Source organism: Enterobacter sp. JUb54 (genome assembly GCF_014298075.1).
GTDB lineage: Bacteria > Pseudomonadota > Gammaproteobacteria > Enterobacterales > Enterobacteriaceae > Klebsiella > Klebsiella lignicola.
The window spans coordinates 5,029,486-5,054,388 of sequence record NZ_CP060418.1 but is presented as its reverse complement, the minus strand read 5'-3'; the positions used below and the strand labels follow the sequence as shown (position 1 = coordinate 5,054,388).

At 58.9% G+C, this 24,903-nt stretch carries 19 protein-coding genes and 3 tRNA genes; 8 read left to right on the top strand and 14 right to left on the bottom strand.

The window, feature by feature from the left end:
* Together fucU and fucR are read left to right on the top strand one after the other, a co-directional pair.
* Positions 1-423, top strand: coding sequence for an L-fucose mutarotase (gene fucU, locus HF679_RS23515; protein ID WP_123756694.1), 423 nt, complete (start codon positions 1-3; stop codon positions 421-423).
* Between the two features lie 56 nt (positions 424-479).
* Positions 480-1,196 (top strand): L-fucose operon activator, encoded by a 717-nt coding sequence (gene fucR, locus HF679_RS23510; RefSeq protein WP_123756693.1) that lies wholly within the window; start codon positions 480-482, stop codon positions 1,194-1,196.
* 97 nt (positions 1,197-1,293) lie between these two features.
* Here fucR and rlmM read toward each other — a convergent pair whose 3' ends face one another.
* Genes rlmM through gcvA form a run of 3 tightly spaced genes read right to left on the bottom strand, consistent with a single transcriptional unit; the run spans position 1,294 to position 3,719 of the window.
* A complete protein-coding gene (gene rlmM, locus HF679_RS23505) occupies positions 1,294-2,394 on the bottom strand; it encodes a 23S rRNA (cytidine(2498)-2'-O)-methyltransferase RlmM (protein ID WP_123756692.1) in 1,101 nt (366 codons plus the stop codon).
* The gene (locus tag HF679_RS23500; protein ID WP_123756691.1) at positions 2,387-2,782 is read right to left on the bottom strand and encodes a DUF423 domain-containing protein; all 396 of its coding nucleotides are present in this window, start codon (positions 2,780-2,782) and stop codon (positions 2,387-2,389) included. The genes rlmM and HF679_RS23500 overlap by 8 nt, the downstream gene beginning before the upstream one ends.
* A gap of 19 nt (positions 2,783-2,801) precedes the next feature.
* On the bottom strand, positions 2,802-3,719 hold the full coding sequence (gene gcvA, locus HF679_RS23495; RefSeq protein ID WP_123756690.1) for a glycine cleavage system transcriptional regulator GcvA: 918 nt from the start codon (positions 3,717-3,719) through the stop codon (positions 2,802-2,804).
* Between the two features lie 443 nt (positions 3,720-4,162).
* Here gcvA and csdA point away from each other — a divergent pair, with 443 nt between their 5' ends.
* Both csdA and csdE read left to right on the top strand, forming a co-directional pair.
* Positions 4,163-5,368, top strand: coding sequence for a cysteine desulfurase CsdA (gene csdA / locus HF679_RS23490; protein WP_123756689.1), 1,206 nt, complete (start codon positions 4,163-4,165; stop codon positions 5,366-5,368).
* The gene (gene csdE, locus HF679_RS23485; RefSeq protein ID WP_123756688.1) at positions 5,368-5,796 is read left to right on the top strand and encodes a cysteine desulfurase sulfur acceptor subunit CsdE; all 429 of its coding nucleotides are present in this window, start codon (positions 5,368-5,370) and stop codon (positions 5,794-5,796) included. The genes csdA and csdE overlap by 1 nt, the downstream gene beginning before the upstream one ends.
* Positions 5,797-5,873: 77 nt before the next feature.
* Here csdE and tcdA read toward each other — a convergent pair whose 3' ends face one another.
* Positions 5,874-6,680, bottom strand: a complete 807-nt coding sequence (gene tcdA, locus HF679_RS23480) for a tRNA cyclic N6-threonylcarbamoyladenosine(37) synthase TcdA (protein ID WP_154143988.1) — start codon at positions 6,678-6,680, stop codon at positions 5,874-5,876.
* 105 nt (positions 6,681-6,785) lie between these two features.
* A complete protein-coding gene (mltA, locus tag HF679_RS23475; protein ID WP_123756686.1) occupies positions 6,786-7,883 on the bottom strand; it encodes a murein transglycosylase A in 1,098 nt (365 codons plus the stop codon).
* Between the two features lie 215 nt (positions 7,884-8,098).
* On the opposite strand from mltA, the gene HF679_RS23470 reads away from it, so the two are divergent.
* The 3 genes from HF679_RS23470 to HF679_RS23460 all read left to right on the top strand — a co-directional run bounded on the left by HF679_RS23470 (position 8,099) and on the right by HF679_RS23460 (position 8,426).
* A tRNA-Met gene (locus tag HF679_RS23470) sits at positions 8,099-8,175 on the top strand.
* Between the two features lie 51 nt (positions 8,176-8,226).
* Positions 8,227-8,303: transfer RNA gene (locus HF679_RS23465), tRNA-Met, on the top strand.
* 46 nt (positions 8,304-8,349) lie between these two features.
* Positions 8,350-8,426: transfer RNA gene (locus HF679_RS23460), tRNA-Met, on the top strand.
* Between the two features lie 136 nt (positions 8,427-8,562).
* Here HF679_RS23460 and cobS read toward each other — a convergent pair.
* The 6 genes from cobS to amiC form a co-directional block, all read right to left on the bottom strand.
* The gene (gene cobS, locus HF679_RS23455) at positions 8,563-9,306 is read right to left on the bottom strand and encodes an adenosylcobinamide-GDP ribazoletransferase (RefSeq protein ID WP_123756685.1); all 744 of its coding nucleotides are present in this window, start codon (positions 9,304-9,306) and stop codon (positions 8,563-8,565) included.
* Positions 9,303-9,848, bottom strand: a complete 546-nt coding sequence (gene cobU / locus HF679_RS23450; RefSeq protein ID WP_123756684.1) for a bifunctional adenosylcobinamide kinase/adenosylcobinamide-phosphate guanylyltransferase — start codon at positions 9,846-9,848, stop codon at positions 9,303-9,305. The genes cobS and cobU overlap by 4 nt, the downstream gene beginning before the upstream one ends.
* Positions 9,842-11,365 (bottom strand): cobyric acid synthase, encoded by a 1,524-nt coding sequence (locus HF679_RS23445; RefSeq protein ID WP_123756683.1) that lies wholly within the window; start codon positions 11,363-11,365, stop codon positions 9,842-9,844. Before HF679_RS23445 ends, cobU begins: the two co-directional genes overlap by 7 nt.
* 64 nt (positions 11,366-11,429) lie before the next feature.
* Complete coding sequence (gene cbiB / locus HF679_RS23440) at positions 11,430-12,389, bottom strand: adenosylcobinamide-phosphate synthase CbiB (protein ID WP_154143989.1); 960 nt, start codon at positions 12,387-12,389, stop codon at positions 11,430-11,432.
* 166 nt (positions 12,390-12,555) lie between these two features.
* Positions 12,556-13,632, bottom strand: a complete 1,077-nt coding sequence (cobD, locus tag HF679_RS23435) for a threonine-phosphate decarboxylase CobD (RefSeq protein ID WP_154143990.1) — start codon at positions 13,630-13,632, stop codon at positions 12,556-12,558.
* An 18-nt stretch (positions 13,633-13,650) separates the two neighbouring features.
* Positions 13,651-14,904 carry an N-acetylmuramoyl-L-alanine amidase AmiC gene (amiC, locus tag HF679_RS23430; protein WP_123756680.1) on the bottom strand — a complete coding sequence of 418 codons (1,254 nt, stop codon included), beginning with the start codon at positions 14,902-14,904 and terminating at the stop codon, positions 13,651-13,653.
* 226 nt (positions 14,905-15,130) lie between these two features.
* Between amiC and argA the strand changes: the two genes are divergently transcribed.
* Complete coding sequence (argA, locus tag HF679_RS23425) at positions 15,131-16,462, top strand: amino-acid N-acetyltransferase (RefSeq protein WP_123756679.1); 1,332 nt, start codon at positions 15,131-15,133, stop codon at positions 16,460-16,462.
* Positions 16,463-16,537: 75 nt separating this feature from the next.
* Here argA and recD read toward each other — a convergent pair whose 3' ends face one another.
* From recD to ptrA, 3 genes are read right to left on the bottom strand one after another with little or no spacing between them, the layout of a single operon-like run.
* Positions 16,538-18,376, bottom strand: a complete 1,839-nt coding sequence (gene recD, locus HF679_RS23420; RefSeq protein WP_154143991.1) for an exodeoxyribonuclease V subunit alpha — start codon at positions 18,374-18,376, stop codon at positions 16,538-16,540.
* Complete coding sequence (recB, locus tag HF679_RS23415; RefSeq protein ID WP_187042426.1) at positions 18,373-21,918, bottom strand: exodeoxyribonuclease V subunit beta; 3,546 nt, start codon at positions 21,916-21,918, stop codon at positions 18,373-18,375. Before recB ends, recD begins: the two co-directional genes overlap by 4 nt.
* Entirely contained in the window at positions 21,915-24,800 is a 2,886-nt protein-coding gene (ptrA, locus tag HF679_RS23410) for a pitrilysin (protein WP_187042425.1), read from the bottom strand. The genes recB and ptrA overlap by 4 nt, the downstream gene beginning before the upstream one ends.
* Positions 24,801-24,903 lie beyond the last annotated feature (103 nt).

Here is a 24,903-nt window from a genome sequence, read left to right as displayed (position 1 = left end):
ATGTTAAAAACGATCTCGCCGCTTATCTCGCCGGAACTGCTTAAGGTGCTGGCGGAGATGGGACATGGGGATGAAATTATTTTCTCCGACGCCCACTTCCCGGCCCACAGCGTCGGGCCACAGGTGCTGCGCGCCGACGGCCTGTTGGTCAGCGATCTGCTGCGGGCGATTATTCCGCTGTTTGAGCTGGACAGCTACGCGCCGCCGCTGGTGATGATGGCGGTGGTAGAGGGCGATACGCTCGACCCGCAGGTGGAAACACGCTACCGCGACGCGCTTTCGTACCAGGGCCCCTGCCCGGAGATCACGCGTATCGACCGCTTTGCCTTCTATGAACGGGCGCAAAAAGCCTTTGCGATCGTTATCACAGGCGAGCGTGCTAAGTACGGGAATATTCTTTTAAAAAAAGGAGTAACGCCGTAATCTCATGCCGGAGCGTCCGCCTGATGCGGGCGCTCATCGAATGACAGGATGAGACAATGAAAGCGGCACGCCAGCAAGCGATAATAGACCTGCTAATCAGCCACAGTAGCCTGACGACCGAAGCCTTATCGCTCCAGCTTAACGTCAGCAAAGAGACGATTCGCCGCGATCTCAGTGACCTGCAGTCCCGGGGAAAAGTGTTGCGTAACCACGGGCGGGTCAAAATCATTCATCGGGAGAGCCAGGACAGCGGCGATCCGTTTCACATCCGCCTCAAAAGCCATTATGCCCATAAAGCGGACATCGCCCGCGGCGCGCTGGCGTGGATCGACGAAGGGATGGTGATCGCCCTGGATGCCAGCTCCACCTGCTGGTATCTGGCCCGTCAGCTGCCGGATATCAACCTGCACGTGTTTACCAACAGCCAGCCTATTTGCCAGGAGCTGAGCAAGCGCGAAAATATTCAGCTCACCTGCTCCGGCGGCACTCTGCAACGCAAATATGGCTGCTACGTCAGTCCGTCGCTGGTCTCGCAGCTTAAATCGCTGGAGATCGACCTGTTTATTTTTTCCTGCGAAGGCATCGATAGCAACGGTGCGCTGTGGGATTCGAATACCGTGAATGCCGAGTTTAAATCGCTGCTGCTCAAACGCGCGGCGCAGTCGTTACTGCTGATCGACAAAAGTAAGTTTAATCGTTCGGGAGAGGCCAGCATTGGCCATCTTGATGATGTGACACATATTATTTCTGATGAACAGCTGGCGGCAAAGTAGCGCCATCGGCACAGCGGGTACGGCGCCGACAGGCGGCGCCGCGATACCCTCTTCATGCGGTGACTGAAGACGGGTATCTCCGGACGTTCACAGGCGCTTAGCGCTCGTCACGACGCCCGCCAACTGCCGCCCACAGGCGACGAATGTGCACCGTCACTTCTTCACGATCGTGATACAGCTGACGCGCCTGGATCTGCGCATTAATGCCGTGTTCATCCAACTGTTCCTGGATATAGGCCAGGTTACGCGACAGCTCTTCGTAACGCTTTTTCATCGGCAGTTTGAGGTTGAAGATGGTTTCACGACACCAGCCATTCACCAGCCACTGGGCCATCAGCGCCGCCACTTTAGCCGGTTTTTCCACCATATCGCAGACCATCCACGAGATGTTGTTGCGGGTTGGACGGTAGCGGAATCCATCTTCACGCAGCCAGGTCACCTGCCCGGTATCCATCAGGCTCTGCGCCATCGGGCCGTTATCCACTGACGACACCCACATATTGCGTTTGACCAGCTGATAGGTCCAGCCGCCAGGGCAGGCCCCGAGGTCTACCGCATACATGCCGTTGCCCAGGCGCTCGTCCCACTCATCGGCAGGAATAAAGACGTGGAACGCCTCTTCCAGCTTCAGCGTTGAACGGCTCGGCGCATCGGACGGGAACTTGAGACGCGGGATCCCCATATAGAATGGCGAATTGTTGGTGGTGTAGGAATAACCGGTGTAGCAGCAGCCAGGGGCAATAAAGAACACGTGCACTACCGGACGTTTTGGCGTTTCATAGTTGGTCAGCACGCCAGCTTCGCGCAGCGCGGCGCGCAGCGGAACCGTCAGTTTACGGCAGAACTTCATCAGCTCTTTGCTTTCGTTGGTGTCGGCCACTTCAACCCGCAGATCGCCACCCTTCTCCACCACGCCCTGCAGCATGCCGACAATCGGCGTGATGCGGTCTTCTGGCGGCAGGTCGCGCAACAGCTCGCCAACCACAAACATCTGACGGGCAAACACCAGCGAGCTGAACGGCAGGTCGCGTACCAGCTTGTCGCCATCTTCCATCTGATAGCATTCAAAAATGACATAGCCAGAGTCTTCTTTAACCCGGGCAAAGCCAAAGATATCAAGGCGGGAAGCCTTGTCCGTAATTTCTGCTGCGCACTCCTTCTCAAACCCGGGGCGACAATAGAGGACAACCTTATTCATGAACAACGCCCTTACGTTTCAGACGAATTGCACCAATTAACATTAATACCCAACCAGCGAGGAAGCTCACGCCTCCCACCGGCGTAACAAACGCCCACAGGCGCAAATGCGACAGCGCCAGGCAATAGAGGCTGCCGCTGAATAATACGGTACCGAGCGCCATAAACACGCTGCTCCAGTAGAACCAGATGCTGATGCGACGCTGCATCGCCACCGCCAGGCCGAAAATCGCCAGCGTATGGAACGCCTGGTACTCAAGCCCGGTATGGATCCAGGCCATTTCTGTCGCCCCAATGGTGCGACTCAGCACGTGTGCGCCGAAGGCGCCCAGAGCCACAAAAATAAAACCGCTGATCGCGGAGAATATCAGCATAAAACGGCTGGTCATGTTTTTACCCTACAATCATCTATTGTTCGTAACGAAAACGAAATTTTTCTTGTTCGCTCGCCGCTTTCGCCAGTATCCACTGCCGGAAGGCGGCTATTTTACCCAGTTCAGCCTGACTGTCATGACAAACCAGATAAAACGCATTCTTACTGACCAGGACATCATTAAACGGGCAGACCAGTCTCCCGGCCTCAATTTCGGACTGGGACATCACGTTATTCGCGAGCGCCACCCCTTGCCCGTGAATCGCCGCCTGCAGCACCATCGCGCTGTGGCTGAAGATAGGCCCCTGTTGCACATTAATATGGCTTAGACCTAGCTGGCGGGTATAAGTTTGCCAGTCGCGACGGGAAGCATCGTGCAACAGCGTATGTTGCGCCAGATCGGCAGGCGTTTTCAATGCCCTGTCGCCGGTCAACAACGCCGGTGAGCACACCGGCAGCAGATATTCGGCGTACAGTTTTTCGACACGCAGCCCTGGCCAGTTGCCCCGACCATAGAAAATCGCCACGTCGACGTCATCCGCCAGCTTATCTTCCTGACGGTCCACCGCCTGGATCCTGACGTCGATCCCCGGATAAGCTGAGTTAAAGCTTGAAAGTCGCGGCACCAGCCACTGAATCGCAAAACTGGGCAGCAAACTGACCGTTAAGGCCCCTTTTGCACTGCGGGCCTGCAGTTTACGCGTCGCTTCGGTCAGTTGCGAAAAAATCTCTTTAATATCCTGAAAATAGCTCTGTCCTTCTTCCGTCAGCAGCAGCGAACGGTTGCGGCGTCGAAACAGCTTCAGCCCTAGAAAATCCTCTAGTGACTTGATTTGATGACTTACTGCGGCCTGGGTCACAAAAAGCTCATCGGCGGCGCGAGTGAAGCTTAAATGACGTGCGGCTGCATCAAAAACACGTAATGCATTCAGGGGGGGTAATCGCTTTGACATAGTTATTCTGGCTTAGATGTTAAGGCAATTTAACAAACAGGAAACAACAGTTAACCTATTAGTTTTTTTTATCTGAGCCATTATAATTTGTCCGTTGAGGTTCTACCAGCAAATACCTATAGTGGCGGCACTTCCTGAGCCGGAACGAAGAGCTTTTTTTGGAATGCGTGTTCCAACAAGCTTTTGGCTTACGGTTGTGATGTTGTGTTGTTGTGTTTGCAATTGGTCTGTCTTTGCGGACCATGGTAGCTAAGCTACCCCTTTTCACTTCCTGTACATTTACCCTGTCTGTCCATAGTGATTTAATGTAGCACCGCAACAAGCGGTGCTTTTTTTTGCCTGTCCGTCACCGCACGCTCACGATTCCCCACACTCTTGCTCTCTCCAGCCTTGCCCTGATGGATAATTTGCGCGACGATCGTCGGATAGCAAAGAGGAGCTCCATGAACGCATTCAACCCTGCGCAATTTCGCGCCCAGTTTCCTGCGCTGGCCGATGCTGGCGTTTATCTTGATAGCGCCGCGACGGCACTGAAGCCGCTTGCGGTGATCGACGCCAGCGATCAGTTTTATCGCCTCAGCGCAGGTAACGTGCATCGTAGCCAGTTCGCTGCCGCCCAGCGGCTGACCGAGCGCTATGAAGATGCCCGCGAACGCGTGGCGACGCTGCTCAATGCGCCATCCGCCAAAGATATCGTCTGGACCCGCGGCACCACGGAAGCCATTAATATGGTGGCGCAGAGCTATCTTCGCCCGCGTCTGCAGCCCGGCGATGAGATCATCGTCAGCGAGGCAGAACATCATGCCAACCTGGTGCCCTGGCTGATGGTGGCGGAGCAGACCGGTGCGCGGGTCGTTAAACTACCGATCGGCGCCGATCGTCTGCCGGACGTCACTCTGCTGCCTGCATTGATCACCCCACGCAGCCGGCTGCTGGCAATCGGCCAGATGTCCAACGTCACCGGCGGCTGCCCGGACCTGGCGACGGCGATCCGTCACGCCCATGATGCCGGGATGGTGGTAATGGTAGACGGAGCGCAGGGCGCGGTCCATTTCCCCGCCGACGTACAAGCGCTGGATATCGATTTTTATGCTTTCTCTGGTCATAAACTGTATGGCCCGACCGGGATTGGCGTGCTCTACGGCAAAAGCGAGCTCCTCGACGCCATGTCGCCATGGCTTGGCGGCGGCAAGATGATTTCGCAGGTAACCTTCGAGGGTTTCACCACCCAGCCGGTGCCCTATCGTCTGGAAGCCGGTACTCCCAACGTCGCCGGAGTGATTGGCCTGAGCGCGGCGCTGGAGTGGCTGGAAAATTGCGATATCGCCCAGGCTGAAAGCTGGAGCCGCAGTCTGGCGACGCTGGCCGAAGAGGCGCTGGCTAAACGACCGGGGTTCCGTTCGTTCCGCTGCCAGGATTCAAGTCTGCTGGCCTTTGATTTCGCCGGCGTACACCATAGCGATATGGTCACCCTGCTGGCAGAGTCCGGAATTGCGTTACGCGCCGGGCAGCACTGCGCCCAGCCGTTACTAGCGTCGCTGGGCGTCAGCGGCACCCTGCGCGCCTCGTTTGCCCCTTATAATACCCAGGACGATGTTTACGCGCTGGTTCACGCCGTTGACCGCGCCCTGGAAATACTGGTGGATTAATGACAGCTTCACATCCCTTTGGCACTGCCGTCACCGACACGACGTTACGGCAAACATTCCTTCCGCTGACCCAGTGGGAGGATAAATACCGGCAGCTGATTTTACTCGGCAAAAAGCTTCCCACGCTGAGCGACGAGTTAAAGGCTCAGGCCCGGGAGATCGCCGGCTGTGAGAATCGCGTCTGGCTGGGATATCAGGTGGTTGATGGCCGGCTGCATTTCTTCGGCGACAGCGAAGGACGCATCGTGCGTGGGCTGCTGGCGGTGCTGTTGACCGCCGTCGAAGGCAAAAGCGCGGCGGAGCTGCTGGCGCAGGATCCGCTGGCGTTGTTTGATGAGCTGGGACTTCGCGGTCAGCTGAGCGCGTCGCGCAGTCAGGGGCTGTCGGCCCTCAGCGAGGCGGTGCTTGCTGCCGCCCGCGAGATATAGCAGCTGATTCCCCCGGCTGGCGCTGCACCTGGCCGGGCTACAGTTAACCCCGTAGCCCGTACCAGGCGCGCCAAAACCTATCCCTGACGTTCGGCCTTCGCCAGCATTTTCTTCAATGCATGGGATACGGCAACAAAGCCAAAGGTGGCGGTCACCATCGTCGCCGCGCCAAAGCCAGAGGCGCAATCCATCCGTTTCGGACCTTCGGCGGTGCTCTTCATGGCGCATACGCTGCCGTCGGCCTGCGGATAAACCAGCGCTTCGGTTGAGAAGACGCAATCAATCCCCAGTTTGCCTTTGCTGTTTTTCACCACGCCAAACTGCCCTTTCAACCGTTCACGCAGCTTCGCCGCCAGCGGATCCTGGATGGTTTTCGCCAGGTCAGCCACCTGAATCTGCGTCGGGTCGATTTGTCCGCCCGCCCCGCCGGTGGTCACCAGCGGCACTTTATTACGGCGACACCAGGCAATCAACGCCGCCTTGGGACGCACGCTATCGATAGCATCAATCACGTAGCTATAACCGGCCCCCATATACTCGGCCACGTTTTCCGGCGTGACAAAATCGTCAATCACCGTCACCCGGCATTCCGGGTTAATCAGGCGAATACGCTCGGCCATCACCTCGGCTTTCGCCAGCCCGACGTTGCCGCCCAGGGCGTGGATCTGCCGGTTGGTGTTGGTGACGCAGACATCGTCCATGTCGATGAGGGTGATCGCGCCGATACCGGTTCGTGCCAGCGCTTCCGCCGCCCAGGAACCGACGCCGCCGATGCCAACGACGCAGACATGCGCCTGCGCAAAACACTGCAGCGCTTTTTCACCATATAAACGCGCCGTACCGCCAAAACGCTGGCGCCAGGCGTCGCTGATTACAACAGACATAAAACCTCAGAATCAGTGGAAAAACCCGGATGGCGCACAGGCGCCGTACCGGGCTACCGTCGCCCCGGAACGCACGGCGCGACCGGGGAACAAGGAGAGGGAGTGTTAACCGCTAAAGACGTTGCCGGCACCCGGCGCGTTCTTCAGCACCCAGACGCGGCCATAGTGGTTATACCAACCGGCACGATGGCCAGCGTCCGCCCCAATGCCCTGGTAAATATCGAAGTGCTGCCCTTTAATCGCCCCGCCCACATCCAGAGCCACCATCAGACGCAGTTCGTACTGACCGTTAAACTTGCCGTTGTTATCCAGCAGCGGCACTTCTGCCAGCAGGGTAGTGCCCGGCGGAATAATGCTGCGGTCAGAGGCCACCGACGCGCGGCCAATCAGCGGAACCGCGCTCGCCCCTTTCACCGGTGCGAATGACTGCGGTTTAAAGAAGACGAACGACGGGTTCTGTTCGAGCAGTTCACGTACTTCCGCTTCGCTATGGGTTTCGCCCCATTCACGAATCGCCTGCATCGACATATCTTCTTTCTTCACTTCGCCGCGGTCGATCAGCACTTTACCAATACTGCGGTAAGACCAGCCGTTTTTGCCGGCATAGCTGAAGAAGTTCAGCGGCGAGCCGTCGCCAAAATCAATATAGCCGCTGCCCTGCACGTCCATAATAAAGTTGTCCATCAGCGAATTGCTGTAGGCCAGGATATAGGCGTCACTCAGCCCACCGGCATAAATGCTGGCGCGGGACGGCAGCTTACCGCGTTTCGGCGGCATACGATAAATAGGGTACTGGAATTCACCCTGACGGGTATGGCGCGCCTGCACCACCGGGGTGTAGTAGCCGGTGAACTGCACGTTGCCGTAGCTATCAGCACCCTGCATCTGCCAGGCATCAATACCGTACTGGCTTAAGGTGCGGGTATCGCCACCGGCGCTTAACCACTGCTGCAGCGCGCTATAAACGTTGCTCTGGCTATTATAGAGGCGCGGTGAGGCACTGCGAATCTGTCTGACCTGCTCGGAGAAGTCACCGGCGTTAATGGGCGAACCCACTGCATCAGGCTGGTTAACCAGCGAAAACGGCTGGGTTAACTTCCCTTCATTATACTGCTGGCCGCGATCGGTCGGTTTTGAGGAACAAGCGGCAAGCATTGCCATCATTGCCCCGGTCACTACATACTTTGCCCAACGTCCTTTCATGGTATCTCTTCTTTACGCTGCTTAGTCGCGGTTCGTGAGGAGGGAAGATAACAAACCCCCAGGGCTATTGAAATGCGCTAAAGCATCACAAATACAAATCTGAGCAAAAAACCAGCGAAAAGCGCTCTTTTATACATCAGTTATTACAAAATTGCTGTTTTAGATGAAAAAGGGTTGCATCAGAACGTTAGCGGAGTATAGTGCGCATCCACGGACGCGGGGTGGAGCAGCCTGGTAGCTCGTCGGGCTCATAACCCGAAGGTCGTCGGTTCAAATCCGGCCCCCGCAACCAATTAAAATCAGATAAGCAGTAAGCTTTACTCGATGGAAGAGTAAAGACGGACGCGGGGTGGAGCAGCCTGGTAGCTCGTCGGGCTCATAACCCGAAGGTCGTCGGTTCAAATCCGGCCCCCGCAACCAATTTAAAATCTGATAAGCAATTTACTCGATGAAGAGTAAAGACGGACGCGGGGTGGAGCAGCCTGGTAGCTCGTCGGGCTCATAACCCGAAGGTCGTCGGTTCAAATCCGGCCCCCGCAACCAACACAATGAACACCCTGACGGGTGTTTTTTTGTTTCTGCGCCCCGCTCCCCTCACCGCCATCCAATAGCTCTGATGCCAGATACGCCATCGCCACCCCATGCGGAGCGACCATGGCGCTCGGTTACTCGTCCTGACTCACAGCAGCGCCAGCAGGAAAATCAGCTCACCCAGTTCTATCGCGGCTCCCAACGTGTCGCCGGTTTGCCCGCCCAGGGTCCGTTTCAATAATTGCCCAATGGCAAAAATCGCCACCATGGTGATCCCCAACGCCATGACGCCCTGCATGCCGGGCAGCAATATGGCCGCGAGAATGGCGGTCACGCCCAGCGTTACGCAGGTTTGTTTCCCGCTCACTTTGCCGATAAACACATTGCCCAGCCCCTCTTCACGGGCATAGCGATGGCGATACATCAGCAGCACGGCGACACCGCGCCCGGCCGCACAGGCAGCCGCCAGCGCAGCCAGAACCGGTGCCCCGCGCAGCGCCAGTTCGCTAATCACCAGCACTTTTGCCAGCAGGACAAAAATCAGCGCCAGGCCGCCGTGGGTTCCCAGCCGGCTGTCACGCATGATCTCCAGCATCCGTTCCCGGCCACGGGCGGAAAACACCCCGTCGCAGGTGTCGGCCAGGCCATCGAGATGAAAACCACCGGTCAGCAACGCCAGCGCCAGCACACAGAACAGCGCCGCCAGCGGCACGCCGCACCACGACGCCACAGCCAGAAACACCAGCCCGCTCAGCCCGCCCAGCAACACTCCGACCAGCGGGAAGGTCACAATCCCGCGCACGTAGTGATCGATCTCAAGCCCCTGTGACCAGCGGCCCGGCACCGGTAAACGGCTGATAAAAGAGAGCGTTGCCCAGAATAATTTAATCATTTAATTTTGACTCCAATACCTGATACTACCCACCAGACTTCATCCGCTGCGGACGCCAGACGCTGGTTGACCCGCCCGGCAATATCGCGGAAATGCCGCGCAAGACGATTTTCCGGGACAATCCCCATCCCCACCTCATTGGTGACCAGCACCACCGTCGCCGGACAGCGCTGGCAGGCGGCGATCAGCGTGTGGATTTCGTCGTCTATCATCCGCTCCATCGCCGCAAAATCCCAGTCATCCGGGGAACTCTCGCCGCCCTGAGCAAACAGCAGGTTAGTCACCATGGTGGTGATGCACTCCAGCAACACCGCTTCCTGCGGGTCGTTGTGCGGCGTAATCAGTTCATCGAGATGCTGCCAGCGCTCGGCGGTCCGCCAGTGCGCCGGTCGGCTATCGCGGTGATGCTGGATCCGCTCGGCCATTTCGTCATCAACAATCTGCGACGTCGCGAGGTACAAGACCTGCGGCGAATCGGCAATCAGCGCTTCGGCGTGGCGGCTCTTGCCGCTACGGGCGCCGCCGGTAACCAGAATCAGCATGATGGCTCCTGATGCTGCTGCATAATATGATAAATTTTTTCGATATCAATATGCTGGCGCATGGCGGCAGCCAGCACATCAAACTGCTGTGATTTGTATTGCGCGTAATGGACCGACAGATCCAGCGCATCCAGCCCTTTACGCCTACGCAGGCCGTTGACCAGCGCGCGGGTGAAATCATCGCTGTCGAACAGCCCGTGCAGATAGGTGCCCCATACCAGGCCGTCGGCGGTCATTGCCCCGTCCGCGACGCGCTGGACGTTTTTCTCCAGCGCCAGCACCGGCTGGCTGTCCCCGAGGAGTACCGTCTCCCCCATGTGGATTTCATAGCCGCGCACGCGCAGGCCGCCAACCCCAGCCAGCCAGCCCGGTAGCGCGGACGACATCGTCGCCTCAACCTGGGTGGTAGTTTTATGCTGGGCAAACCGGGTCACGGTGTTAAGCAGACCCAGCCCGGGTAAGGTCTCCAGACCGGACTCGACGCCATCGACGATCGTCTCGCCCAGCATCTGATATCCCCCGCAGATCCCCAGAACAGGGATCTCCTGCTGATGCGCCTGCAGCACCGCCTGCTCCATCCCGCTTTCGCGCAGCCACAGCAGATCGCCCAGCGTATTTTTGCTGCCGGGCAGGATCACCAGATCGCAGCCCGCCAGATCCTGCGGATAACGGACGTAACGGACGCGGACATCCGGCTGCGCCGCCAGCGCGTTGAAATCGGTGAAGTTCGAGGTATGGGGTAGCTGAATGACCGCGATGTCTATCTCGCGCTGCGCGGTGCTCAGGTATTTGCCTTTCTGCAACGCGACGCTGTCTTCATCCTCCAGGTCGACCTCCAGCCACGGCAGTACGCCCAGCACGGGAACGCCGGTTAATGCTTCGATCTGTTCGATCCCGGAGTAGAGCAGCGCGATATCGCCGCGGAATTTATTGATGATCACCCCTTTGACCCTGGCGCGCTCATGCTCCTGCAGCAGGGCCAGAGTGCCGTAGATGGCGGCAAACACCCCGCCGCGATCGATATCGGCAACGAGGATCACCGGGCACTGGGCCAGCTCCGCCATGCCCATGTTGACGATATCGCGGTCGCGCAGGTTGATCTCCGCCGGGCTGCCGGCCCCTTCCAGAACCATGACATCGTACTCCTGCGCCAGGCTGCGATAGACCTCAAGGATCTGCTCGCGCAGGCGCGGTTTGTACTCGTGGTAGCTCACCGCGTCCATGTTGGTGGCCACTTTCCCCATCAGCACCACCTGGGCTTTGAGATCGCTGGTCGGTTTCAGCAATACCGGGTTCATGCGCACGTCCGGCGCAATTCCGGCCGCTTCGGCCTGGAAAATCTGCGCCCGGCCCATCTCTTTACCGTCGGCGGTGATGCCGGAGTTCAGGGCCATATTCTGCGATTTAAACGGCGCCGTGCGCAGGCCATCCTGATAAAAAATTCGACATAATCCGGCCACCAGCACGCTTTTGCCGACATCGGACGCCGTCCCCTGCAACATAATTGCCTGCTTCATAAGGCTTCCTCGCTCGCGGTTTCTCGCATGTCATTGCAATCCATTTTGTTTTCTCTGCCAGCGCTCAGGCCGCACCAGCCCACAGATAGCGCAGCACCATAAACAGTACCAGGGCTAAGGTCGAGGCGACCCACATCAGGCGAATGGTCCGGGGAATATCATCGACCGCAATATCGCGCACGGCGTCGCCAATCCACGGTTTTTCCACCCGCTCGCCAAAATAGTCATTCGGGCCGCCGAGGCGAATACCTAACGCCCCCGCCACGCTGGCTTCTGACCACGCGCAATTGGGGCTGCTGTGGCAATAGCGATCGCGCCAGCCGATCCGCAGGGCACGCGCGCCATCGTTGCGGCATAAGAACGCCGCGAAGCCGATCAGCAGCCAGCTCAGGCGGGCGGGAATATAATTCGCAACGTCGTCGAGGCGGGCGCTGACCATGCCAATGGCGCGATATTTTTGATGCTTATACCCCACCATCGAGTCGAGGGTGTTTACCGCTTTGTAGGCCATCGCCAGCGGTACGCCGCCCAGCAATAAGAAGAACAGCGGCGCAATAATGCCGTCGACGGTGTTCTCGGCCACCGTTTCCACCACCGCACGGTTAATCTGTTCAGGCTGCAGTTGAGAGGTATCGCGCCCGACGATCCAGGAGAGCTTTTCGCGGCTTTGCGCCAGGTCGCCAGCCCGCAGCGGACGTTCGACCTCCCGGGCAGAGTCCGCGAGGCAACGACCGGCCAGCAGCGTAAAGATCAGCCACACTTCAATGCCCCAGCCCAGCCAGGGATGAATATGCCGGGCGATATTCAGCACCGCCCAACTCAGCCCCCACGTCATACCGACGACGGTCAGCCACAGCACGGCACCGCCGATGCGCAGCGCGCGGTCGCTGCGACAATACCGACGTACGAGAGATTGAATAAAGGTAATGAGATTGCCCATCCAGCGCACCGGATGCGGCCACCGCGGGGGATCGCCGATCAAAACATCGAGAACCCAGGCGACACACCAGGCCAGCAGCGTCATGGCTTACGCCTCGCGGCCACCGGCCGGTGGATGAAAATGTATGGATGGAGTGTTACCGCCATACCCTGTTCCTGTTCAGAGTGGTCGCTGCGGGGAAGTGTTACCCCCTTCCCTGGCACCTGTTGGTGATAGTCAGCCCCGATGATAGAGGCATCAGGGGGCGCTATTATGCCATGATAGTGCGGAGCGCCGTAAGCAGGCGCTGATTCTCTTCCAGGCTGCGAATCGCCACACGATAATACCCCTCACCCAGGCCCGAATAGTTCGCGCAGCTGCGGATCAAAATATGCTGCTGCAACAACGCCTGTTGCAGGTCGAGCCCCTCGCGATTGCAGCGCAAAAACAGATAGTTGGCCCGCCCCGGATAGACGGTCAGACCATCAAGCTGGTTCAACGCCTCGTAAAAGCGTGCCCCCTCCTGCGCCAGCCATTGCCAGGTCGCCTGTTGATAAACGCGATCCTTGAGGACTACCTCGCCGGCCAGCGCGGCAAAGGCATTGATCGACCATGGCATCTGCTTCTCGCGCAGCCGGGCCACGGCTTGTTCATCGCTGTTCACCAGATAGCCCAGACGCAGGCCGGGAATGGCGTAAAACTTGGTGAGCGACCGCAGCACCCAGATATGCGGGTTATGCTGCAGGAAAGGGATAAACCCCGGTTGGTCGGGGATAAAATCAAGAAACGCTTCGTCCAGAATCAGCGCAATACCGGCGGCCTGGCAGCGGGCGGCAATCGCCTCCAGCAACGGGCGCTCCGGCAGCAGGCCGGTGGGATTATTGGGGGTACAGAGAAACAGACAGTCCAGATCCGGCGTCAGCACGTCAAGAATGGCCTCGGTCAGCTGCCAGCCATCTTCTTCGCGCAGCGCATAGCTCCGGGGAACGCAATCAATCGCCTGCAGCGCGCGGCGATACTCCGCAAAACCCGGCGTTACCACCATCGCCGAACGCGGTTTCAGGCCGTTGACCAGCGTAAAAATGGATTCGGTTTCGCCATTGCCCGCGAGGATCCACGCGGCGGGGATCTGGTGATGTTCGGCCAGCGCACGATGCAGCTGCTGATAATCAAGGTCGGGGTAATGCTGGGCGCAGGCGAGGTTATCAATCAGCGCGCGCCTGAGGCTTTCCGGCATGCCGGCCGGGTTAATATTAGCGCTAAAATCCAGCAGCTGTTCCGCGGTGATGCCCAGCAGCGCTGCGGCTTCCCGGGTATTACCGCCATGCGCGCTCTTCAGTAGCGCCATTTCCTGCTCCCGTATTGATTAACCGCGTCTTGCCAGCGTTGCGCCATCGGCAAAGTAGGCTTTGATCCCGGCAAGGATGGACTCGGCCACCTGCTGCTGGAAGGTGGCGGTTTTCAGCTTACGCTCTTCTTCAACGTTACTGATAAACGCCGTTTCCACGAGGATCGACGGAATATCCGGCGCTTTCAGCACCGCAAAGCCCGCCTGCTCGACCTGGTTTTTATGCAGGCTATTCACCTTACCCATTTTTTGCAGCACCGCTTTCCCGAATTTCAGGCTATCGGCGATGGTCAGCGACTGCACCATATCGAACATCGTATGGTCGACGTAGCGATCGCCGCTCTTACTGACGCCCCCCACGAGGTCAGAGGCGTTCTGGGTTTGCGCAAGATACTTCGCGGCGGTACTGGTTGCCCCTTTGGTCGACAGGGCAAAGACCGAAGAACCCCGCGGCTGCCGGCTGGTAAAGGCATCGGCGTGAATGGAGACGAACAAATCGGCACGCTGTTTTTGCGCCTTGGCAACGCGCACCTTTAACGGAATGAAGACATCTTCATTGCGGGTCATGTAAGCCCGCATATTGCCCTCTTTTTCGATTAACGCCCGTAGCCGGCGGGCAATCTGCAGCACCACGTCTTTCTCGCGGGTATGGTATTTGCCTACCGCACCGGAATCTTCGCCGCCGTGGCCCGGATCGAGCATGATCACAATCGGCCGATCGCGCCCGGCTTTCCCCGGCTTGGGGCCGCTCTCCGCAGGCGGCACCTGCCGTTCGAGGTCGCCTTTGTTGTAATCTTCCAGCAGGGCCAGCAGAGGATCCTGCACATCGGTGGCGTTGGAGGGATAGAGATCCATCACCAGACGTTCTTTAAAGCCGGCCACTGGCGCCAGGGCAAACAGCTGCGGTTTGACGTTCTGCTTCAGTTCAAACACCATCCGCACGGTCTGGGGATCAAATTGCCCGACGCGCGCGGATTTAATGTAGGGATCGTCATCGCGGATGCTCCCCCCCATGCCTTTGAGCACGGAGTTCAGGTTCACCCCTTCCAGATCCACCACCAGCCGTTCCGGATTGCTCAAAGCAAACTGCCGGTATTTCAGCACATGATTAGATTCTACCGTCACGCGGGTATAGGTTGACGACGGCCAGACGCGGACGGCGACGACCTGCGCCGCCGCAGCGAAACCTATCGGGCTGACGCTCATTAACCACATCGCACCCGCCCCTTTTAACAGGCGACGGCGGCTTAATCCTGACTTGTATCCCGGCATGCCACTCCCAAGCAATAAAACGTACTGGTATTCAAAACAAACAGATTGACCAGAAACTTTAACCAAAGCGGCATAACCTGTCATCAATAAAAGGGTAAACAAACTTAGAGAACGCGGATTTGGCCACAGATTTTTATCAATTTAGCCATAAATTTAGGCTTGCGTTTAACGGCAAAACAGAATAAAAATACACTTATTACGAATAATCATGCATTGAGGGTTTGTCATGGTGAAGGAACGTCGCACCGAACTGGTAGAAGGATTCCGCCATTCAGTCCCCTATATTAACGCCCATCGGGGAAAAACGTTTGTCATCATGCTTGGCGGTGAAGCGATTGAGCATGAAAATTTCTCCAGCATAGTCAATGACATCGGTCTGTTACACAGCCTGGGCATCCGCCTGGTGGTGGTCTATGGCGCCCGTCCGCAGATTGATGCCAATCTGTCGGAGCACCGTCACGAGCCGGTCTACCATAAACAGACCCGCGTAACCGACGCCAAAACCCTCGAACTGGTGAAGCAGGCTGCCGGTATGCTGCAGCTGGAAATTACCGCGCGCCTGTCGATGAGCCTGAACAATACCCCGCTGCAGGGCGCCCATATTAACGTGGTGAGCGGCAACTTTATTATCGCCCAGCCGCTGGGCGTCGATGACGGCGTTGATTATTGCCATAGCGGACGCATCCGCCGCATCGATGAAGAAGCTATCCATCGCCAGCTGGATAACGGCGCCATCGTCCTGATGGGACCGGTTGCCGTTTCGGTGACTGGCGAAAGCTTCAATCTGACCTCGGAAGAGATCGCGACTCAGCTGGCGATTAAGCTGAAGGCCGAGAAAATGATCGGCTTCTGCTCCTCGCAAGGCGTTTACAACCAGGATGGCGAGATAGTTCCGGAGCTGTTCCCGAACGAAGCCCAGGTACGGGTGGAAGAGCTGGAAGCGGAAGAAGATTACAACTCCGGCACGGTGCGTTTTCTGCGTGGTGCGGTGAAAGCCTGTCGTAGCGGCGTCCGTCGCTGCCACCTGATCAGCTATCAGGAAGATGGCGCCTTGCTGCAGGAGTTGTTCTCACGCGACGGCATCGGGACCCAGATCGTGATGGAGAGTGCGGAGCAGATTCGCCGCGCCACCATTAACGATATCGGCGGGATCCTCGAACTGATTAGCCCGCTGGAGCAACAGGGGATTCTGGTGCGCCGCTCCCGTGAGCAGCTGGAAATGGAGATCGATAAGTTCACCATTATTCAGCGCGATAACACCACCATTGCCTGCGCCGCGCTTTATCCGTTCCCGGAAGAGAAAATCGGTGAAATGGCCTGCGTGGCGGTGCATCCGGATTACCGCAGTTCATCCCGCGGCGAAGTGCTGCTGAACCGGATTGCCACCCAGGCGAAGCAGATGGGGCTGAGCAAACTGTTTGTTCTCACCACCCGTAGCATTCACTGGTTCCAGGAGCGCGGCTTCACGCCAGTGGATATCGACCTGCTGCCGGAAAGTAAGAAAGAGATGTACAACTATCAGCGCCGCTCAAAAGTGATGATGGCCGACCTCGGCTAAAGCGGCCCTCCCGGATAGTGGCGTAAATAGCTTATCCGGGCGACTCTCGTCCGCCGCCCGCCGGGGTTCCTGCGTCTATTGATGACGGGCGAAAATATCCGCCAGTCCGCTGCGCCGCTCGGTGCGGGCAACGATGGCCTGGAGCAGCACCTGCTCGTCGGCATACATCGATAAACGCTGTTTTGCGCGGGTGATCGCGGTGTAGACCAGCTCGCGGGTCACCAGCGGAACGCTCTTCGCTGGCAGAATCAAGGCCGCATGATCAAACTCCGACCCCTGTGATTTATGCACCGTCATCGCCCACGCGGTATCATGCTCTGGCAAACGGCTCGGCTGTACCGACTTAATACTGCCATCCGGCATCGGGAACCAGACCCGCAGCCCTTCTCCTCGTTCCAGCGCAATCCCGATATCGCCATTAAACAGCCCTAACGCACTATCGTTGCGCGAAATCATCACCGGACGCCCTTCATACCAGCGCGAGTGGCGCGGCAGCGAAATCGCCCGGTTGCGGTTTAGCCGTTGTTCCAGCTGTTCATTTACGCCGCTGACGCCATATGGGCCATCACGCAGGGCGCACAGCAGCTGGAATTCCGCGAAAGCGGCGAGCAGCACTTCAGGCTCAGCCCGTTCACGCAGCAGCTGTAGATAGCGGCCATAGCCATCCTGCGACTGGGCGAGCATCGCGGCGTATTCCTCGGTGGTGCTCAGCGGATGCAACACGATATCGTCAAACGGCTGGCGTAACGTCGCCCTGACGCCCTGGCGATCGCCGTTATTCACCGCCCGTGCCAGGTGGCCGATCCCGGAATGGCTGCCAAAACGGTAGCTTTTTTGCAGCAGGCACAGGCTGTCGCGCAGCGCACCGGCAATTTCACCTTCGCCGGCCGGCAGCGCATAGCCGGTCAGTTTCGTCAGTTGCGCCGCACGCCCGGCGGTATAGCCGGCATTCACCCAGGCACAGATATCCCCGAGCACCGCCCCGGCCTCCACCGACGCCAGCTGATCGCGGTCGCCGAGGAAAATAACCCGCCCGTGTTCCGGCAGCGCGTCAATCAGCCGCGCCATCATCGGCAGGTCAATCATCGAGGCCTCATCCACGACCAGCACGTCCAGATGTAACGGGTTACCGGCGTGATAGCGCAGACGTTGGCTGCCAGGCTGGGCGCCCAGCAGACGGTGCAGCGTGCTGGCCTCGCTGGGCAGCAGCGCTTTTTGCTCATCGCTCAGCGGGAGGCGACGCAGCGCTTCCCCCAGCGACTCGGTCAATCTGGCGGCGGCTTTCCCGGTCGGGGCCGCCAGACGGATACGACAGTGCGGCTGGTGAGTGGTCTGAATCAACGCCGCCAGCAGCCTGGCGACGGTGGTAGTTTTCCCGGTGCCGGGGCCGCCGGAGATCACCGAAATACGACGGGTCAGGGCAACCGCGGCGGCGACTTTTTGCCAGTCGGTTTCATCGCTTGCCGGGAACAAGGCATCCAGCGTGGCGGCCAGCCGGGCATCGTCCACCTCGAGAACCTGGTTCGCCTCGTTAAAGAAATGGGCCACGGTTAGCTCATTTCGCCACATGCGGTTGAGATAGAGCCGTTCGCCGCAGAGGATCATCGGCGTCGGACGATCGCCCACGCTAACCGCAGATGACGCCAGCAGCAGCGCCGGCCAGTCATCCGGCGATCCCGCCAGTGCCAGCAGTTGCTCACGCATCTCGCTGGCTTTGCCACTCAGAAACTCCGCGGAGCGCAGGCGCGACACCGGCAGACAAACGTGGCCTTCCCCGGCATCGCGGCTCAGCACCGCGGCCGCCAGTTTCACCGCCGGATGCGCATCGTGCGCCACCATCAGCGCAAACTGTACGTCTAGCGGGCGTAACACCCGCTGATTTGCTGCTTCCAGCAACAGTTCATCCATTGTCATGGCATGCTCTCCTGAACGTCTCCGGCAAACAGCGCATCCAGGCCATCAATCAGCGGCTGAACGGGACGGGTGGTAAAAATCCCCTGCTCGCCGCCCTCGCCATCCATGCCGCGCAAAAAGAGATAAATCACGCCGCCGAAATGGTGTTCATATTGGTAGTCAGCGATGCGGTGGCGCAAATAGCGGTGCAGCGCCAGGCTATAGAGCTGGTACTGCAAATCGTAGCGATGCCCGCGCATGGCCTGTTCCATCGCCTGTCGGGTGTAGGCCTCGCGGTCTGGTCCCAGCCAGTTCGATTTGTAATCCAGCAGGTAGTAGCGGCCGTTATGGCGGAACACGAGGTCAATAAAGCCTTTTAACATGCCGCGAACCTGGCGGAAATCCAGCGGCGGGCAATCGACTGAGAGAGGATCGTAGCGGCGAATCAGAGCATCCAGCCGCTGCGGATCCAGCGGCTGTTCAATGGGTAAATAGAAGGCCATCTCCACCTGTTTATCGCCCGCGCTAAGCTGATTTAGCGCGATCCCGGCGCCCGGCAACGGCGTACGCAGTACGTCATCCAGCCACTGGGTCAGGACCGGCGTCCACTGCTCGCCGAAGCCGCCGGACTGCAGCTGTGTCGCCATCCACTCGGCAGGCACCGGTTGGGTGAAATCGAGATCTTCAAACAGGCTGTGCAGGAAGGTCCCCGGCGATGCGCCGCGCGGGAACTGATGCGGAGTGAGCTGTGGATCGTCGGCCACCTCGCCGACGCCAGCGGCATCAACGTCAAGGCGGGGCAGCAGATCCTGAGCCTGGCTATGACCATGCTGCTGTAGCCCGGAATAGCTGGTGACGCGCCAGTCGTCCGTCACGTGGCGCGTCAGGAACCGTGCTGACAGCGGCGGCAACGACTCCTGAGGCGCCTGCCAGGGCGTCGGGTCTAGCGCCGCTGGGGTTTGCAGCGCAATATCATCGCTGCATAAGGCCTGCAGACGCGCCGTCAGCCCGGCGGCATCCATCGCTTCGCCGCCCTGCAGCAGGCGCCCCAGGGCGCTTTGATGAAAATCACTGGCCCCGGGTTTGTCACTGCGGCGGGTACTGAGCGGCGCGACGCCGAGACTGCAGTGCCAGACCGCACGAGTCAGTGCGACGTACAGCAGACGTAAGTCTTCCGCCAGGCGCTCCGCTTCCGCCAGCTCCAGGCTGCCCTCGTTTTCGTCGAGATCAAGTACCGCAGCGAAGGAGTCACGGTCGTGATAAAACGCCTGATCCTGCTTACGGAAACGCGCGATAAACGGCAGCCAGACCAGCGGGTATTCCAGACCTTTCGATTTATGCACGGTGACGATTTGCACCAGGTGCTTGTCGCTCTCCAGGCGCATCTGCTGGCTTGAGGCATTGCTGTCCGGCTCGGCGATATGCTGCGTCAACCAACGGACCAGCGCATGTTCGCTCTCCAGCTGGTTGGCCGCCTCCTGGAGCAGTTCGCTGATGTGCAGAATATCCGTTAACCGGCGCTCGCCGCCGACCGTCACCAGCAGGTTTTCCGCAATTTTCCGCGCGCTCATCAGCGCCCGCAGCATCGGCATCACGCCACGCTGGCGCCAGATTTGCCGATAGTCGCTGAACTCCTCAACCAGCGCATCCCACGCACGTTCGTCCTGATTAAGGCTGTCGATATCCAGCGCGTTCAGGCCAAAGACCGAGGTCGCCAGCGCGCTGCGCAGCGTATTTTCGCGCTCCGGGGACAGCACCGCCTGCAGGATCCACAATATCTCCTGCGCTTCCGGGGTTTCAAATACGCTGTCGCGGTTTGAAAGGTATACCGACGGGATCGCCAGCGCCCGCAAGGCGTCCCGGATCAACGAGGCTTCCTGGCGGTTACGCACCAGTACCGTCATATCCGAGGCCTGCACCGGCCGGGCAGCTTCGCCGCGCCAGAGCAGCGCGCTGCCCTGCTGACCGGCGCTTAACCAGTCGCGAATTTGCGCCGCGCACAGCTGCGCCATATACGCCTGATACTCGCCCGCCCCGACGGCCTCACCCGGCATCAGCCAGATGTTCATCGCCGGCACCGCGGCGTTATCTACGGTAAACCGCAGCCCGTGGTTCTTCCCGGCCGCTTTGACCGGCAAAAAGGGGATTTCCCGGAACATAAAGGGGTTATCGCTGAGGCCAAACAGGCGGTTAACGCTTTCTACCATCCCGGGGGCAGAGCGCCAGTTGGTGTCCAGCGTATAGTGAGCCGCAACGTCGCCACGGGCTTTCATATAGGTGAAAATATCCGCGCCGCGGAAGGCATAGATGGCCTGTTTGGGATCGCCGATCAGCAGCAGCGCCGTCTCCGGCTGGTGCCGCCAGATACGGCGGAAAATACGATACTGCTGCGGATCGGTATCCTGGAATTCATCGATCATCGCCACCGGGAAACGCTGGCGGATAGCGCTGGCCAGCGCGTCTGCGCTTTCGCCATGCAGCGCATCATCCAGCCGACTGAGCATGTCGTCAAAACCCAGCTCGCCGCGGCGACGTTTCTCCCGTGCCACCGCGTCGCGGATCTCCACCATCGCCCTGGCCATCACCAGATCCGTCAGCGTCAGCGAAGAGGCCAGCAGCTGTTCCACCGCGCTGAACAGCGGATGCACCGGCGGCTCGCCGCCGGCCTTGGTGCGTTCATACAGGAAGGGCTGAGAGAATTTCTCCAGCGCGTCGGGCAGCAGGTAGCTTAGCGTCTCTTCCTGAGCCCAGGCGTTGATCTTGTCGATCCACTTACCCTGATTGCCACGATTGAACTTGCGCCGGTCAATGCCGGAGCTCTCCAGCACGCCGTCAATCTCACCAACCTGCTCGCGCCACTGCGCTTTCAGCGCATTGATACGGGTAATGATTTGCTGATGACGTTCAGCCAGCGTCTCTTCCGGCGCGGGCGGGGATTTGAGCTGCGGGGCTTCGCCCTGTAACCAACGGTCGAGAGATTTCAACAGATCGCGCGGGCCTTTCCATGCCTCGTGGATCACCGCGGCAATGTCGCGCGGCAGCGGGTAACAGTGGCGGCGCCAGAAGTCGGCGCAGGCCTGGTAGCGCAGCCGGGACTCATCTTCGATCAGCTGCTGTTCAAACAGCATGCCTGACTCAAAGGCGTTCAGGCTCAGCATCCGTTGGCAGAAGCCGTGAATGGTGAACACCGCCGCTTCGTCCATCTGCCGTTCTGCCAGCAGCAGCGTGTTCGCCGCCTGAGTTTTATCCGGGATTTCGGCCAGCAGTGCGGCATAGAGGGGATCGGTCGTGCTTTCACGCAGGCAGGCAATGCGCAGGTCATGAATATTGCTGCGGATACGGCCACGCAGTTCTTCGGTGGCAGCCTCGGTGAAGGTCACCACCAGCAGTTCTTCCACGCTGACCGCCCGGGGAAAGGCGGATTCACCGCCGAGTCCCAGCAACAGCCGCAGGTAGAGTGCGGCGATGGTAAAGGTTTTTCCGGTGCCCGCAGAGGCTTCTATCAGGCGCTCGCCCGTTAAGGGCAAGCGCAGAGGATTCAGAGGCTCGGCGGTTTCGGTCATTCGTTCTCTCGCATCAGGGGTAAGGATTTCTGCAATGCGCTGACGTTTTCCCAGACTTTGCCCCCCTCAGGGTGGACGTAATCGGTCTTGCCATTCTGGCTGCCGGAGACCTGGGACAATATCGCCATGCCTTGCGGATCCACCACCGTCTGATGGAAGAAGTCGGCAAGTTTTTGCGGCGTCAGCAGTTTTATCTGAGCCACTACTTTATCACGTGAATCGAAACGCATATTACCGCGATCGAAATCTTTGCTCAGCTGCGAGGCTTCCCCGCCGAGGGTTTGCGGCGCCTGAGTCATCTGGCCAATCACCGCCTGCTGGATTTGCGCAAACTCTGCCGGGTTCATGGCCCGCAGTTTAGCTTCAGCCGTGGGGAAAAAGGCCTTAAAGCGCTGCCAGAGGAACGCCGGCTGTTTATCGCTGCTTTGCAGCAGGAAGCCCATCCCCCACTGGCGGCCGATGTTCATCGGGAAGGCAAAGACCGCGTAGCCAAGCTGCTCTTCGGTACGCAGTTGGGTATAGAACCACGGCTGGATAATCTGCCCGAGCAGGGAGCTGGCGGCAGAACTGCTGTACTCATCGGCGTCAGGCGGCGCAAAGACCGCGGCCAGCGCCGAGTCGGTGCTGTTACCGGCTTTTTCAAAAATCGCCAGCTGCTGGCTGTTAATCAGCACATCTTTGTTCCGGCACCACTCGTTGCCATCGGCCCCCAGCTGTTGCTGGATCTGTCGCGCCATCGCGGTGGACTGCTCGGCGCTGAGATTACCGATGACCATCAGCTCCGGTCGCCCTTTGGCTTTCAGGTTGTCCCGGTAGGCCAGGACCTCTTTCAGGGTGATCGACGGCAGCAGCCCACGGCGTTCTTCCCGCTGGAAATAAGGCACCTGAGACAGCATCTGCACCGGCATAATCGCCAGGTCGTACGCTTTCCCTTTCTCTGCCGAGTCCATCATCTGTGCGTACCAGGACTTCGCCTGCGCCAGCTGTTCTTCGGTCGGCGTGTAGCTGAAATAGCCATCCAGCAGCGCGGTAAACAGCTGCGGCAGGCGCTGGGTGTAGCCATTGGCATTGACCATTAACCCGTTATTGGCGCCGGTAGAGAAGCTGATTCCCCCGACCGCCGCCTGATTACTGAGCTGGTCGAGTGCGATACCCGCCAGATAATCATTCAGGGCAAACATCACCTGGCTGCGGGCGCTATCCATGGCCTGCGGGTTGCGCAGCACCAACGAGACATCGGCCTTCGGCTCACTGGCGAAGTACTGGCTCGGCGCGTAGACCACGCGCAGCGTCGGCTCATCGACGATCAGCTGCGGATGCGGGTAGGCTTTGTCGCTTTTAATCAGCGTAAAATCATCAGGAATATAGGGGTTCAGGACCGGCAGCTTGAGGTCGATAGCGCTCGCCTTCTGCTGCCAGTCGCTAAAGGTCTGGGGGCTAATCTTGTCGACCTGATAGGGCGCATTCACAAAGTAGGCGGTTTTGTTATGCGGTTCCTGCGGGCTGATATACCAGACGCGGGCGTTTTGCGGCGTCATCATCGCCAGCCGGTCTTTAATCGCCTGCGGGTCGTACCGGTCGGCAATATTCACCACGTCCAGCGTATGCTCTACCGGCACGCGGATCATGGTATCCGCCAGCCATTCAACGTAGTCCATATCGCGGTTGATCGAGGGATAGCGGAAATCGAGCGCCAGAACGTGAGACAGCTCATCGAAATAGCGTTTGTCGATGCCCTGACTACGCAGCAGGTTAAGGTAACTGAAGATCGCCGCGGCGACTTCATCGCGGTTCGCCAGGCCTTTATCCGTCAGGGTCGCGGAAATCGCCAGCACGCCGCTGTTGCCATTCACCGCCGGATCGGAGTCCGCGCGAATGCCTTCTACCAGGCCTTGCTGCTGCAGCCAGTCGGATAAGGTCCCCGGGCTACGGTTCCCTATCATATAGGTCACCAGCTCGTCGGTTTTACTGCGGAACTGGTCGCTATTGTTATCAATGCGGAATTCAATGCGCAGCACTTTACGCGGCATCGCCGGAACGTAGTGGATGATGATGCCCTTTTGCGCATCGGTCACTACCGGAACGGTGATCTCCGGTTTACTGATATTGTGGTTGGGTACCCGGCCATAGGTCGCGGCCGCGATACTTGCCAGCTCCGGCAGCGGTTTATTGCTGTAAATCACCGCTTTCATCAGGTTCGCGGAGTACCAGTTATCACGGAAAGCATGCAGGGCGTCGAGCACCGGTTTACCGGGCTTGTCGCTGAGCGTTTCGAGGTTACCACCGGAAAAATGTGATGCCGGGTGAGCCGGGTTAATGGTTTCGGCACTGACCTGCGCCATACGCATCCCGTCCCGGGTCCGCGCCATGGTCAGCTCGGCATTGACGGCGTTGCGCTCGCGGTCGGCATATTTTTTATCGAGCAACGGGGCCGCGATGGCATCAGCCAGGCGATCGACCGCACCGTCCAGCGCATCGTTCTCGACTTCAAGATAGAACGCCGTGCGATAAGGCGCGGTACTGGCGTTATGACTGCCGCCGTGCATTTTGAGGAATTCGGCGAGGCTGTCGGGCTGCGGGTATTTTTGCGAGCCCATCAGCGTCATGTGCTCGAGGAAATGCGCCAGCCCCTGGTGTTCGACGGGATCCTGCAACGATCCCACGGGCACCACCAGCGCAGACAGCGATTTCACCGCCTGCGGATCGGAAACCAGCAGAACCACCATGCCATTATCCAGACGAATTGCCTGATATTGCCGGGGATCTTTTTCACTTTTGCGGATAGTGTCCTGAATCGGTTGCCATCCGGTATCTGCCTGACTTAACGGCGCCCAAAGGGCCGCCAGCACTAAAATAACCTTGAACCATACACTGCGGGGCATTCACGAACCTCATCATTAACAAATTTGCGCCGGTTGCATCGGCGCGGTGCACATCAGTCCGTGATTGGTTGCGCATGATAATTGAACACCCTAATCTGCGCAA